This window comes from Actinomadura miaoliensis (genome assembly GCF_039536785.1).
Classification (GTDB): Bacteria; Actinomycetota; Actinomycetes; order Streptosporangiales; family Streptosporangiaceae; genus Spirillospora; species Spirillospora miaoliensis.
Window position 1 is genome coordinate 54,156 of sequence record NZ_BAAAZG010000018.1, and the last position, 12,518, is coordinate 66,673.

15 protein-coding genes and 1 pseudogene are annotated in these 12,518 nt (G+C 70.9%); 10 read left to right on the forward strand and 6 right to left on the reverse strand.

Going from position 1 to position 12,518, the window contains the following annotated elements:
• Positions 1-119 precede the first annotated feature (119 nt).
• Both ABD811_RS14920 and ABD811_RS14925 read left to right on the forward strand, forming a co-directional pair.
• Positions 120-578, forward strand: a complete 459-nt coding sequence (locus tag ABD811_RS14920; protein ID WP_344946960.1) for a universal stress protein — start codon at positions 120-122, stop codon at positions 576-578.
• Between the two features lie 47 nt (positions 579-625).
• On the forward strand, positions 626-1,474 hold the full coding sequence (locus tag ABD811_RS14925; protein WP_344946963.1) for a hypothetical protein: 849 nt from the start codon (positions 626-628) through the stop codon (positions 1,472-1,474).
• Here the strand turns inward: ABD811_RS14925 and ABD811_RS14930 are convergent.
• Complete coding sequence (locus tag ABD811_RS14930) at positions 1,468-2,145, reverse strand: DUF6069 family protein (RefSeq protein ID WP_344946966.1); 678 nt, start codon at positions 2,143-2,145, stop codon at positions 1,468-1,470. The two genes, ABD811_RS14925 and ABD811_RS14930, sit on opposite strands and share 7 nt — an antisense overlap.
• A gap of 180 nt (positions 2,146-2,325) precedes the next feature.
• Here ABD811_RS14930 and ABD811_RS14935 point away from each other — a divergent pair, with 180 nt between their 5' ends.
• On the forward strand, positions 2,326-2,697 hold the full coding sequence (locus ABD811_RS14935) for a DUF2203 domain-containing protein (RefSeq protein WP_344946969.1): 372 nt from the start codon (positions 2,326-2,328) through the stop codon (positions 2,695-2,697).
• Between the two features lie 103 nt (positions 2,698-2,800).
• On the opposite strand, the gene glnII is transcribed toward ABD811_RS14935, so the two are convergent.
• Entirely contained in the window at positions 2,801-3,814 is a 1,014-nt protein-coding gene (gene glnII / locus ABD811_RS14940) for a glutamine synthetase (RefSeq protein WP_344946972.1), read from the reverse strand.
• Between the two features lie 479 nt (positions 3,815-4,293).
• Between glnII and ABD811_RS14945 the strand changes: the two genes are divergently transcribed.
• The 3 genes from ABD811_RS14945 (at position 4,294) to ABD811_RS14955 (ending at position 5,911) form a co-directional block, all read left to right on the forward strand.
• Positions 4,294-4,740, forward strand: coding sequence for an SPW repeat protein (locus ABD811_RS14945; RefSeq protein ID WP_344946975.1), 447 nt, complete (start codon positions 4,294-4,296; stop codon positions 4,738-4,740).
• A gap of 122 nt (positions 4,741-4,862) precedes the next feature.
• Positions 4,863-5,114: a cell division protein SepF gene (locus tag ABD811_RS14950; RefSeq protein ID WP_344947461.1), complete on the forward strand. Its 252-nt coding sequence runs from the start codon at positions 4,863-4,865 to the stop codon at positions 5,112-5,114.
• Positions 5,115-5,428: 314 nt separating this feature from the next.
• Positions 5,429-5,911: an MSMEG_6728 family protein gene (locus ABD811_RS14955; RefSeq protein WP_344946978.1), complete on the forward strand. Its 483-nt coding sequence runs from the start codon at positions 5,429-5,431 to the stop codon at positions 5,909-5,911.
• A 72-nt stretch (positions 5,912-5,983) separates the two neighbouring features.
• Here ABD811_RS14955 and ABD811_RS14960 read toward each other — a convergent pair whose 3' ends face one another.
• Both ABD811_RS14960 and ABD811_RS14965 read right to left on the reverse strand, forming a co-directional pair.
• On the reverse strand, positions 5,984-6,415 hold the full coding sequence (locus tag ABD811_RS14960; protein ID WP_344946981.1) for a hypothetical protein: 432 nt from the start codon (positions 6,413-6,415) through the stop codon (positions 5,984-5,986).
• 200 nt (positions 6,416-6,615) lie between these two features.
• Positions 6,616-7,074, reverse strand: coding sequence for a DoxX family protein (locus ABD811_RS14965; protein WP_344946984.1), 459 nt, complete (start codon positions 7,072-7,074; stop codon positions 6,616-6,618).
• A gap of 798 nt (positions 7,075-7,872) precedes the next feature.
• Between ABD811_RS14965 and ABD811_RS14970 the strand changes: the two are divergent.
• From ABD811_RS14970 to ABD811_RS14980, 3 genes and pseudogenes are all read left to right on the forward strand, one after another.
• Positions 7,873-8,382, forward strand: a pseudogene (locus ABD811_RS14970) (alpha/beta fold hydrolase); the annotation flags it as partial.
• 256 nt (positions 8,383-8,638) lie between these two features.
• A complete protein-coding gene (locus tag ABD811_RS14975; RefSeq protein WP_344946987.1) occupies positions 8,639-9,040 on the forward strand; it encodes an alpha/beta hydrolase in 402 nt (133 codons plus the stop codon).
• A gap of 274 nt (positions 9,041-9,314) precedes the next feature.
• On the forward strand, positions 9,315-9,779 hold the full coding sequence (locus ABD811_RS14980; protein ID WP_344946991.1) for a GNAT family N-acetyltransferase: 465 nt from the start codon (positions 9,315-9,317) through the stop codon (positions 9,777-9,779).
• A gap of 289 nt (positions 9,780-10,068) precedes the next feature.
• Here the strand turns inward: ABD811_RS14980 and ABD811_RS14985 are convergent, their stop codons facing one another.
• Entirely contained in the window at positions 10,069-10,275 is a 207-nt protein-coding gene (locus ABD811_RS14985; RefSeq protein ID WP_344946994.1) for a hypothetical protein, read from the reverse strand.
• A 644-nt stretch (positions 10,276-10,919) separates the two neighbouring features.
• On the opposite strand from ABD811_RS14985, the gene ABD811_RS14990 reads away from it, so the two are divergent.
• Positions 10,920-11,228: a hypothetical protein gene (locus ABD811_RS14990; RefSeq protein ID WP_344946997.1), complete on the forward strand. Its 309-nt coding sequence runs from the start codon at positions 10,920-10,922 to the stop codon at positions 11,226-11,228.
• Positions 11,229-12,105: 877 nt separating this feature from the next.
• Here the strand turns inward: ABD811_RS14990 and ABD811_RS14995 are convergent.
• Positions 12,106-12,513 (reverse strand): hypothetical protein, encoded by a 408-nt coding sequence (locus ABD811_RS14995; RefSeq protein ID WP_344947000.1) that lies wholly within the window; start codon positions 12,511-12,513, stop codon positions 12,106-12,108.
• Positions 12,514-12,518: the final 5 nt, after the last annotated feature.

The window sequence follows — 12,518 nt, forward strand, 5'->3', positions numbered from 1 at the left end:
GCCGCGTGCGCCGTCCCGGCGCAACCGCCGCGAGTTTTTTCCGGCGGGCGCCCGCGGAGGCGGCGGAGACAGCGGAGGCGGCGGAGGCGGCGGCGCGTGGCGGCCCTAGGCTGGGAGTCGTGGTGCACGAGGGGCCGTTCGAGTACGGCAGAGACGGACCGAAGGTGATCGTCACCGGGGTGGACGGCTCGGAGACGTCCCTGCGGGCGGCCTCCTACGCCTGGGGGCTGGCGCGGCGCAGCGGCGCGCGGCTGCTGCTGGTGCACGTCACCCCGCTGGCGTCGATGTCGACGCTCACCCCGGGCGGCGCGGCGGTGCTGCGCGAGGCCAGCGAGGAGATCGTCGCCGAGCTGCGCGGGGAGCTGGAGCGCGTGGCGGCCACCCGGCCGGACGAGGTGCGTTACGAGCTGCTGGTCGAGCAGGGCGACGCGTACGGGGTGCTGTCGCGCGTCGCCGACGAGTCCCGCGCCGACGCGGTGATCGTCGGGGCGTCGCAGCAGGCGGGGCACCGGCTGATCGGCTCGGTGGCGGTACGGCTCGTGCGCGCCGGACGCTGGCCGGTGACCGTGGTGCCCTGACCTTCGGCCCCGGCGGCCGAGTGCGCGGCCGCATGCGGGGAAGACCGGTGCCCGTGACATATCAGGAGACAACGGAACACGACGCCGTCGTCACCGAAGTCGGCTGGACGGGGACGACCCTGCGCGTCGCCGGGTCGCTGCACCCCGCACCGGACGGCGCGCCGGAGGCCCGGCTCGTCCTGCGCGAGCACGACGGCGACCGGACGCTGTCGTGCCCCGCGACCGCGGCGCCGGCCGGGTCCGGGGGCCTGCGTTTCGAGGCGGCCATCGACGTCGCCGGCGCCGCCGACGGTCGGCCGCTGCCGCACGGCCTGTGGGACCTCGACCTGACCGTCGGCGCCGAGACCGTGCCGCTCGGCCCCGGCCGCTCCCCCGGCCTCGACGTCTCGCCGCGACGCGGTTTCCTGCCCGACTCGACCACCGTGACCGTGTACTTCAGCGTCTACGGCCCGCTGGCGGTCGACGTGGGCGGCGAGCGGCACGTCGCCGGGGACGTCCGCGCCGACGCGGTGGCCTGGAACGAGCACGACGAGACCCTCGTCGTCAGCGGCCATCTCGACCTGCGCGCGTTCGCCCCGCCGATCTCGGCGACCCTCGCGCTGCGCGACCGCCGCACGGGCCGGGTGTACGAGGTGATCGCGATGCTGGACGCCGGGGCCGACCGGATGACCTACACCGCCGACATCCCCATGACCAGGGCGTTCGTCGACGACCCGCTGCCCCGCGGCACCTGGGACGCCACCCTGGTCGTCGGCTTCTCCGGCCTGCACCGCGAGCTGTGCGTCCTGGCGCCCGCCGAGCCCGTCGACCACCGGGTGCGGCGCCGCCTGCGGCACCTGCGGATCACCTCCACCCGCGCGCCCGCCCCGCTGACGATCACCGTCGGCGGTCAGTAGGGCACGGGCGGACGCGGCGGCCAGGACGTCGACCAGGCGCCGGCGGCCGCCAGCGACCCGGTGATGAGGCAGCCGGTCAGCAGGTTGAGCGCCGCGGTGGCCAGCGCGTCCTCCAGCGGGGCGCGCACCGTCAGCGGCAGCAGCGTCAGCAGCAGGACGGCCAGCGCGCCGATCCAGCCGAAGGCGCGCACGGGACGGACGGCCACCGACGCCAGGACGTTCAGCAGCGCGGTCGCCTGCAGTCCCGCGGCCGCCGCGCACAACGCGTACGTCGCGGCCGCCGGGACGGCCCGGCCCTGGCCCCCGCCGAACACGGGCACGTCGAACCCGAACAGCCCGCGCAGCACGAGCACCCCCGCGAACGCCGTGCCCGCGGCCGCCGCCGAGACGCCGGCGCCGCTCAGCCACAGGCGCCGCTCGTTCACGTCCGGCGGCAGGGAGAACGCCTCGTGCAGGGCGATGAACCGCCGGTAGCGGGCCATGGCGCTGTCGGCGTACCACGCCGACCGTCCGATGCCGGACTGGCACCGGAAGGAACGCTGCCAGGCGCGCGGCGGCGCCCCGTCCGTGCCGTGCCGCGAGCGTCCGGCCCGGTGGCCAGCGCCCTCCGTCCCGTGCCGGTCCCTGTCGGGCGAGTCGCCGTAGAACCGTCCGAACGGGGTCCCGGCCATGGCGCCTCCCCCTGTCCCCCCGACGTGAACGTCCCAGGTGCTACCCGACCACGTACGGTGAACTCCCCCGGCATCGACACTTTGCGGTCATTTGATGCCCCTTCGCCATTCCCGTCGGGGCGGGAGGTAACGTTCGGTGGGGGAAAATTGCCACCGGAAGCGACCTCGGGGGGCGGCGCAGTGACGGCGGACGGACGCGAGTTCACCGTGGCCCAGGCGCGCGCCCTGATCCCCGAGGTGCGCGCACGCGCCGCCGAGATCGTCCGGCTCCGCGCCGACCTGGCCGAGCTCGCCCTGGACCTGCGCGCGTCCGGCTCGTCCCCGCTGGGCGGCATGGCCGAGGTGAAGGCGTTCGAGGCGCGGCTGGACGAGCAGATCGCCTGGTTCACCGGCCAGGGCATCGAGATCAAGGGCATCGCGCCGTTCCTGGTCGACTTCCCCGCCGTGCTGGACGGCCGCTCGGTCCGCCTGTGCTGGCTGGAGGGCGACACCGAGCTGGGCTGGTACCACCGCACCGAGCTCGGCTTCGCGGGCCGCCGCCCCCTCGCCTGAGGACGCCGGAGCCCGTCCGGAGACGCTGGAGGGGGTTCCGGGAAGCGCCCCGCTCCCGAAACCCCCTCGCCCGTGGGGGCGACGCCCGGCGCCGCCCCTGTGCTCAGACCTGTCCGGCCCGCTCCAGCGCCTCGCAGCAGGTGTCGGTGATCAGCCGGGTCACCACGTACGGGTCGCAGTTGGCGTTCGGGCGGCGGTCCTCGATGTAGCCCTTCTTGTCCACCTCGACCTGCCACGGGATGCGCACCGAGGCGCCCCGGTCCGACACGCCGTAGCTGTACTCGCTCCAGGGGGCGGTCTCGTGCATGCCGGTCAGGCGGCGCTCGATGTCGGCGCCGTACCCGGCGATGTGCTCCTGCGCCTTGGTGCCCAGCGCCTCGCACGCGGTGATGATCGGGTCGTAGGCCTCGCGCATCGCCTTGGTGGAGAAGTTGGTGTGCGCGCCCGCGCCGTTCCAGTCGCCCGCGACCGGCTTGGGGTCGAGCGTGGCGGCCACGTCGAACTCCTCGGCGATGCGGTACAGCAGCCAGCGCGCCATCCACATCTGGTCGGAGACCTCGACCGGGCCCGCCGGGCCGATCTGGAACTCCCACTGGCCGGGCATGACCTCGGCGTTGATGCCCGACACGCTCAGCCCGGCGGCCAGGCAGGCGTCCAGGTGCCGCTCGACGATCTCACGCCCGAACACCTCGTCGGACCCGACGCCGCAGTAGTAGAAGCCCTGCGGCGCGGGGAACCCGCGCTCGGGGAAGCCGAGCGGACGGCCGTCCTTGAAGAACGTGTACTCCTGCTCCATGCCGTACCAGGGCTCCTGGGCGGCGTACTTCTCGGCGACGGGCAGCAGCGCGGCCCGGGTGTTGGTGGGGTGCGGCGTCCCGTCCGGCAGGTACACCTCGCACAGCACCAGCTTGTGGTCACCGCCGCGCAGCGGGTCGGGACAGGAGAAGACCGGCTTGAGCACACAGTCCGAGTTCTTCCCCGGCGCCTGGTTCGTGCTCGACCCGTCGAACCCCCAGTCCGGCAGGTCGGCGCCGTCCGGGAGGATCTTGGTCTTGGACCGAAGCCGGGCGGTCGGCTCGGTGCCGTCGATCCAGATGTACTCGGCCTTGTAGGTCAACGTGCGATCCCTTCGTGTTGCCGGTCCCGGTGGTTTCGGCCCTGGAAAGGTTGACAACGCCCGATTTCGGGTCCATTGCCCGTATGTGAACGCCGTGTTAAACCGGCCGCTGACCAGGCGCACCCTCACCCGGCCCCCCATTTGGGACGCTCACCGGCGCCCGGCGGCGTCCGTCGTGGGCGCGCATGGCCTTCTCCACGGGATCACCCGTGCCCCGCGTCCCGCGTTCGACGGCGCCCCAGCGCCCGGTCAAGGCCCGCCCCGCCCCCACCGGACGAACCCCAACAATGCCCCATGACATGGGCAAACACCACGCCAAGGGCGCGGGTCCCGCCCTTACCGGCCGGTCGGACCGGGCTACCGTGAAAGGAAGGATCGATGGATGACTCGTCCTCCCGTAACGGGAGGCTTCCGACCGCGGGAGGCGAGCCAGGGGCGGGACCGTCTCGTCCCCGGCACCGGAAGGTGGTGTGCATCAGATGACGCACCCGGCAGACATCGAGCGGCATCCCGACATAGCCGAGATGCGCACGCGGTACGAGCTCGCCGCGGCGAGTCCCACCGCGCAGGCCCTGGACGGCCTGACCGTGCTGAGCGGGCTCTACCTGGCGATCTCCCCGTGGATCGTGGGGTTCAGCGGCCTGCGGCCGATCACGGTGAACAACCTGATCACCGGCCTCGCGGTGGCGGCGCTCGGGCTGGGCTTCGCCCTGGCCTTCGGCCGCACGTACGGCATCGCCTGGGTCGCACCCATCATCGGCGTATGGACGATCATCAGCCCGTGGGTGATCGCCGGTCGCATGAACACGACGCCGACGATCGTCAGCAATGTCGTGGTGGGCGCACTGATCCTCGTCCTTGGCCTGGCCACCCTCGGTCTCGCGGGCACCCGCGCGGGCGGCATGGGCATGCGCCGCCCGAGGTGACCCCCCACGCCCCCTCGGCCCTCACCCGCCGGCGCGGGGAGAGCCACCAAAGGCCCCGCCCCCGCTCAGGGGACGGGGCCCTCTCTTGACGTCCGGCCCCGCTCGGCGAGACTGACGGGGTGATGGTCAAGACCCTGCGCCCCCGTGACTACAACGAGGCCCTGCACGTCGGGCACTTCTTCCGCAACAAACGCGTCCCCGTCGTGATGGACCTCACCGACCTCCCCGACGACGTGGCCCGCCAGTTCGTCGACTTCGCAGCGGGCCTGGTCTTCGGCCGCCGCGGCGACATGCAACGCCTCAGCCCCAAGGTCTTCCTGCTCCTCCCCGACGGCCAGCCCAAACCCACCGTCCTGCCCACCCCCTCCGACTGACCTCCCCCCGGCCGTCCTCCCTGCCCGCACAGCGCCGCCGCCCTCTCGACCGGGCCGACCGGCGTGAGCGGGCCACAACGCGGTGAACGCACTTCCGGCCCCCCACAGCACCACGCCCTGCCGGAGAGGACGGGGCCGCCGCACAGGCATCCGGTTCGGCGACATGACCTCCGGATCGGCGGGCGTCCCCGGCCGACGTCCAGGTTTCGGCCCTCCGGCTAGGGGCAGCAACGAGGCCGACCTGCCGCGGTACGGCGACCGGCTCGCCCATCCGCCGCCGCGGCAGAGCCGCCGATCCGGAATCGATGGGGGCCGTGCAGACCTTCCTTCCGTACGCGGACTTCGCCGCCACGGCCCGCGTCCTCGACCGGCGCAGGCTCGGCAAGCAGCGTGTCGAGACGATCCAGGTGCTGCGCGGCCTCACGGTGCCCGGGTACGGCTGGCGGCACCATCCGGCCGTGCGGATGTGGACCGGCTACGAGGAGGCGCTGGTCCGCTACGGCCTGGAGATGTGTCAGCGGTGGTGCGCCCTCGGCCACAATGACACCTGCGCCGCCACGCTGACGGCCGAGTTGCTCACCGCCAAGGGCACCGGGCGGCCGCGGACCCAGGCGCGGCTGGCCGAGGCCGGGCAGCTGCCGCCCTGGCTGGGCGACCCGGCCCTGCACCTGAGCCACCGGTCCGCCCTCGTCCGCAAGGATCCGGAGTTCTACGGCCCGATCTTCCCCGGCGTACCGGCCGACCTGCCGTACGTCTGGCCGCGCTCGGACCGCGACCAACCGGCCCACCCCACCTGACTCGCCCCTCAGTCGTCTGACCGGTCACGTCGGCCGGCGTCTTCGCCCCACGCCTGCGTCCACCGCACGTTGCTACCAGTACCGCTCGACGGTTCCCTTCGTGGCGATCTCCGCCTTCCTGAGGGTGCGGAACTTGGCCCGGCGACGTCTCCTCTGCCGGACTCGGGCAAGGCGCCGCTCGTCGGCCGGGCTGTCGGCGTCGATCTCGAGACGCCGTTGCAGCCTGCTTTCCACCCAGTCGCCGAGCGGCAGGTCCGGATGCTTCCGCCAGCTCTTCGGCCGCCGGCGCCCCAGGCGTTCTTCGACGTCGTCCGCGGTGTCGGCGGCGGCCGCGCCGACCGCGTCCCGGAGGACCTGCTGCACCCGGTGCCGGTTGGCGCGGTGCGGGAACCGCTTGTTCAGCCGTATGGCGTTCCGTGAAGACTTGTCGTTCTCGGCGTAGGCGTTGCGGCGGTCCTTGGCATAGCTGATCCGCTTCTTCTCCTGGGGATCTCTCCGCGCCATGGATTCACCTTCTCTGCCGGGCCGGCCGACGCTCACCGAGCCGCGACTGTACTGCGACCCGAGATCCATGCCGAACGAAATTCCGCAGACGACCAATGGCCCGGCGTGCACCGGTTTGCGCGGCGTACGGCCCGTACGAAAGGTCGAGCCCACGCCGCTGGAGCGGGCGGCGTGGGGTCGGGGCCGCCGCGGCGTCCAGGTCAGGCGCTCCCGGTATGCCCGGCCTTCGGGGCGACGGGGGCGCGGACGGTGACCGTCTTCGCAGGCCGGCCCCGCCGGGCGATCAGTGCGTCCAGCGCCCAGGGGCCGCCGCCGAACAGCGCCAGCAGCAGGAAGGACCAGGAGAACAGGGCCGCCAGCTCGCCGCCGTTGACCAGCGGGAACAGTTCCTTGGGCTGATGGACGGTGAAGTAGGCGTAGGCCATCGCCCCGGAGCAGACGAATGCGGCGGGGCGGGTGGCCAGGCCGATCATCACCAGGCCGCCGCCGACCAGCTCGATCACGGCCGCCCACCAGCTCGGCCACTCGCCGACGCGGACCGGAACCCCGCCGTGCGGCCCGCCGAGGACTCCGAACAGGCTCGCGGCTCCGTGACAGGCGAACAGCAGGCCGACCACGACACGGAACAACGACAGGACGGCGTCACGTACGTGTTGCATGGCTTCTCCTGAGAATGGACTGCATGCCCCAATCAACTCATCGGCCGCATGGGAACGACTCGGCCGGGCCCCTCATGGACTGGGCAACAAAACCGTAGGACACGCGTTTGCCGAACGGAACGCTCTTCCACGCCTTTTCACCGCCCCTTCCAACGCGGAAGCGCCCACCCCGAATCGGCGTGGAAGTTTCATTGCCGGATGTGTCGACGCCGGGTTCTCATGTGATATGAGCCGACACCCCGTTCGCGGAAATAATCCCGCATGGTCTCCATGGGCGAGATGTTGGACACGGCGTCTATCACCGCAGGTCAACGCCTGCTTCGGCAATGCACGCCACCAGTGCCGGATTGCTCCGCCGACGGCGATGTCAAACCGGCGCCGGGCGCCCCTGCGCCGCGATATCGGCACGTCCGCAACGGGCCGTTCAGTCGACACAGTTGATCTTAAATGGTGCCGGGGAGGTGAGCCGGACACAGGACGGCGCCGGAGCGAACCGCCCCGGGAGTGCCGATGAAGCGGATCGGTTCGGTCACGTTGGCGCTGTCGATATCAGGAGCACTGCTGAGCAGCCCGGCACGGGCACAGGACGCGCACGCCCCGCCGGCCGGAGGAATCACCTGGAAGCCGTGCCCGGGGACACGTCGGTCGAATGCGGCACCGTTTCCGTACCGATCGACTGGGCCGATCCCTGGGGCGCGAAGGTCGCCGTCACGGTGGCCCGGGCACGGGCCGAGAACCCCGAGCGCCGGATAGGCGCGTTGTTCGCGCTACCCGGTGGGCCGGGGGGCTCCGGCGTGGATGTGGTGCTCCAGCGCGCCGACGTCTTCGGGCCCGAGGTCCTCCGGCGCTTCGACCTCATCGGGTTCGACGCCCGCGGGATCGGGCGCAGCCATCCGGCGCTCTGCCCGGTCGCAGTACCCGCGCGACGCGGAGGCGTACCAGCGTCTGGTGTCCTACCACCAGCGGCGCGCGCAGGCGTGCCGACGGCTCACCGGCCCGCTGTTCGATCACGTCGACACCCGCAGCGTGGCACGCGACTTGGAGGCGGTCCGCCGGGCGCTGGGCGAGCGGCGGATCTCCGTCGTCGGCGCTTCGTACGGCACACTGCTCGGCCAGCTGTACGCCGAGGAGTTCCCGCACCGGCTGCGCGCCCTGGTGCTGGACAGCAACGTCGACTACAGCGTCACCGACGCCCGCCGTCATCTGACCTCGGCGTCCACGGCGATGGAGCAGGCCTACCGGCGGTTCGCCGCCTGGTGTGCGACCAGTCCGCGATGTGCCCTGACCGGCCAGGACGCCATCAAGGTCCTGGACGAGCTGATGGCGAGGGCCGAGCGAGGCGACCTCGACGACCCGGACCGGCCGGGAAGCACGCTCTCCCCCGAAGACCTGGCCGCCAGAATCCATCCCTCGCTGGCCTCCTCTCCGTCATGGGAAGACCTGGCCCAGGATCTGGCCGGGCTGGACACCGGAACCCGGGCACGGGCCGAAGACCCCGGCACGACCCCCGACCCCACGTCGCCGATCTACTGCTCCGACTTCCGATTCACGGTCCGCGGCTTCGGTGACTTGCAGCGGCTCAAGGCCGCCTCCAGGGCGGCGGCGCCGCACATGCGGATCAACCCGGGGCGCCTGGAACGACGTCATCGGATGCCAGGGCTACCTGCCCCAGTCCCGCAACCCGCAACGCCCGTACCGGATCAAGGGCACCCCGCCGATCCTGATGACCAACAGCCGACACGACTTCGTGACCACCTACCGGGCGGCGACCAACGTGGCACGTCAGATCCCCACCGCGACGCTGCTCACCTATGACGGCGTCGCCCACGTCACCTACCTGAACGACCCCTGCAGCAGAACAGCCATCGAGCGCAACCTGCGAACCCTCCGCACCCCACCTCACGGCACCCACTGCCCGCCCGCACCGGCCGTCACCACCGCCGAGCCGCCCCCAGCCCGTCAGTAACAGCAACCCACCTGACCGATGCCTGCCGTATTCACCGGTTTCTCATTAGGAATCCTTCCGGGGCCGGCAGGGAGTTCTCACTCCGCGTCTTCGGAGCCGCTGACGCGCGGCACCAAGGTGAATGACGTAGTCGGCGGCGAAGCTCGGAAAGTGCTCTGTCCATCGGGATGGGCCCCAAGACGGCACTGTCCCTGACCATGCGGCTGAGTCGTATCGTGCGGACCGCGCGGGCGGAGATCAGGACATGCGTATCGACGCAGGAGGATCAATCCCGGTGAGCACAGCGGCGGATTTCACCGTCCGGAGGGCCCGGCTCGAAGACGCGGCGCAGGTGGCGTCGTTGCTGGCCGAGCTGGGATATCCCGACAACAGCATCGATGACGTACGACTGCGCTTGGCGACATGGGCACAGGAAACGGCCGGCGTCGTCCTCGTCGCCGAGGGCGGTGGCCAGGTGGTGGGAGCGGTCGCCGTGGCGGCGATTCCCTACCTGGAACGAGGGGGACGCTCTGGACGCATCGTCGCACTCGTCGTCGCGGCCGGACGGCGGGGGCAGGGAATCGGCCGGCGGCTTGTCGAAGCAGCCGAGGAAGCGGCCGGCGACCTCGGCTGCGTCACCATGGAGGTGACCAGCGCACGAAGCCGCACCGAGTCGCACCCCTTCTATCGGAATCTCGGTTATCAGGAGTGGAGCGACCGCAGCGCGCGCTACCTCAAGAACCTCCCTCCCAGGGCATGACCGGGCATCCATGACGCGCGCCCCACCCCCACAGCGCGGCGAGCCCTGTGGGCGTGCAACCGCCCCCCGCCTCTCACGGCGCGGCCCACGCATCCCCACCCCTGCCGGTTTTCCAGCCCCTCGGCGCTCACGTGCGCCAACTCGAAGCCATCAACTGGACGGCTCCGTACGACACGACGGCCGAGTCAAGGCATCCTCGGCCTGGCGGCCGACGACGTCGAGACTGACCGTCGGAGCCGTCCCCGCCAGGTGACGAAGACGCGGCAGGCGAGTTGGTCGCCCAGGTCGGTCAGCGTCTGGGGACAACGCCGGCGACGCCATCGAACTCGCGCTTCGCATCGTCCGGGGCGCCGCCCTCGCGGAGGACCGGTACGTCGGCGATCTCTCCGGCGGACCGTTCGTCGGGGACGTCGCCGAGGACGCGGAGGCGTTCGGGCTCCTCGGTGAGCAGGAATGCCATCAGTGCGTCCACTCTGCCGATGTCGGCCCAGGCCACGGTGGGGGTGTCGCCGAGTGACGAGCGCGCACCTTGAGTGTCTCGAACTGCGGCGATGCCGAGCGGCCCGCGCGGAACGGCCTCGGTGCTGATGGAGTCAGCACCGAGGCCCGCCCCGAGGGCCTTGTGTGATCTCCATCGCGGGGGCTTCACGGGACTTGCCGACTGTAAGCGCAGAGTTAGCAAACCTAAAGCTACGGTCCGTAGATTCGGGCTCTGGCGTCGCACCGAAGCCGTCCACAGGGCAGTTACCAGCAAGGCGTACGGATTGTTCGGCCACCCAGGTGCCACCGAGGGGCTGTCAACGACGGTGGTGCCCAGCGCTGAGCGCATCTGCCAGGAAGGACGGCCGTGTCTCACAGGCGACGCCGATCAGCCCGATCCAACCACACTCGCAGGAAATCGTCATTTACACACTGATGTTGAGCTTTAGGCAAGAGATCCTAAATGCTCCTCTTTATCGGTGACGTCGCGGAGAAGGAAGCGTGTTCTGGATCGCACTCGGTTCCAGCATAGGGTCCGCGTTCTGGGCAATTACAATCGGCTTTCGAGTGGGTCCTCGGATCAGCCGGGCGATATTCCGCCGGGCCGAGGCCGGCGCTTGGCGGGCCGCCGCGTTGGCGAGCGTCATACAGCTGGGTGGCGTGCTGCTGCTCGCAGCGGCGCATGGCGGTTCGTTCGCATTGGGCAGAAACGGTCATGACTGGGCGGGGGTCGCGCTCGTCATCGTCGGAATGCTGGCGTGCGGGCCCGTATTCCCCGGATTCGTTCCGAAGTTGAACGGCGCGGGCCTCTCCGCGCCCTATGGGAACGTACGTCGCCGCCTGGAAGCGTCGGGTGCCTCGCATGCGCAGGCACGCGCTGCCGCATGGGCGGCAGGTCCCTTCGCCCTCATGGGTTGCGCATGGACGATCATTTCTCCCATTTCCTTCCTGCTGCTCCTGAATGAATGAGCGGTCGTCGAATCGGACCGGCGTATGACTGTCCGGCCCCACACGGATACCGGAGCGGAGAAGCTCCGTCCAAAGGGCGCGCCATCAGGGATGAATTCCGCGTTGGCGCCTTGATCTCAGGTGCGGGGAGCTCGCTGTGAGTCACCTGCGGTCGGAGGGCCGCCCAACACGGCATGATCGCGAACGGTGCGGCGGGCTCCATACGCAGAAATCCCCTGGCAGGTCGGGTGATGCACCGCATCCCCGTCCCACCAGAGGCCTCGGACGCGTTTCTGTCGTTCTTCGCTGCCGTTGTCGCACCGCCCCCTGGACTGCACCGCGGGTGTTGGTCCGCGAGCACCGTGCGGGATCAGCAGCAAGCTTCCGGGCGCACTCCCGCCCGGGACACAGGGACGGTGCCGGTACCTGCGCGAGAACGAGACGTCCGCCGAACTCAGTGCAGGGTTCGGGGCGACCACCACCATCGCATGGCGGAGCACGTGGGTGAGCAGGCCGCGGACCCGGCAGGTGCCGCCCGGCGAGCTGAAACGGGCGGCTAGGTGGTCGCGCGGATCGAGCGGGAGTCTCTGGAGGTGCCGACGTGGTACGGGAAGCGGCGGGACTTGGTTGGGCGAGGGTCCCGATGAGGCGTCCGGTCGATCCGGAATACACGATCCGGTGCGGCTTCGAGCCGGACGTGCGGCCGGGGCGTGGGCCGAGCCCTCCGCCCGGGCTAACCGGCCACCGGCACCCTAACGGAGCACGTCAGACCTGGTATATCCGCTGTGGCACCGGGATTTGCCGAAACAGGCGGTCGAGGCGGCCACGCATAGACCGGAAGGACTGCCGGACGGCCGGTGCCCCCCGCACCAAAAGACTCATCGCACCACCGTCGTTGTCATCGACGTCTGCCGGCGAAGGGAAGGCGTTCAGGCGGGATCCCGCGCAGTTCGTCGACGGAGAAGACCTCACCGTGGTCGTTGTCGACGACCGTGCGCCAGCGACGAGCCGCCGCCTCGATGAGTTCCATGGCGACGGCGTCACTGCCCTCGGTGCTGGAAATCGACAACTCCACCGAGGCGAGCATGGGGGCACCGAGCTTCTTCTCGTACTCCACGAGGTCATCGGGCTCGAACTCGGGGGCGCTGTCCGGGGCCACCGTCACCCAGACGTGCCGGTCTCCGCGCGACAGGCGGCCATTCGTCCACTGGTCGGGGCGCCGCACGCCCCCGAGTTCCTCCACGAGGTCGAGGAACTCTTCGGGGTGCACGGGGTCGGCGAATATCAGCAGTACTTCGTGCCCCATCGCGC

What these genes read in the sequence shown, in the direction of transcription:
- ABD811_RS14930 (WP_344946966.1), bottom strand. Translation starts at nt 2,145, where the DNA reads ATGGCCGGGACCCCGTTCGGACGGTTCTACGGCGACTCGCCCGACAGG.
- ABD811_RS14995 (WP_344947000.1), bottom strand. Translation starts at nt 12,513, where the DNA reads ATGGGGCACGAAGTACTGCTGATATTCGCCGACCCCGTGCACCCCGAA.
- ABD811_RS14950 (WP_344947461.1), top strand. Translation starts at nt 4,863, where the DNA reads ATGGTCAAGACCCTGCGCCCCCGTGACTACAACGAGGCCCTGCACGTC.
- ABD811_RS14945 (WP_344946975.1), top strand. Translation starts at nt 4,294, where the DNA reads ATGACGCACCCGGCAGACATCGAGCGGCATCCCGACATAGCCGAGATG.
- ABD811_RS14960 (WP_344946981.1), bottom strand. Translation starts at nt 6,415, where the DNA reads ATGGCGCGGAGAGATCCCCAGGAGAAGAAGCGGATCAGCTATGCCAAG.
- ABD811_RS14965 (WP_344946984.1), bottom strand. Translation starts at nt 7,074, where the DNA reads ATGCAACACGTACGTGACGCCGTCCTGTCGTTGTTCCGTGTCGTGGTC.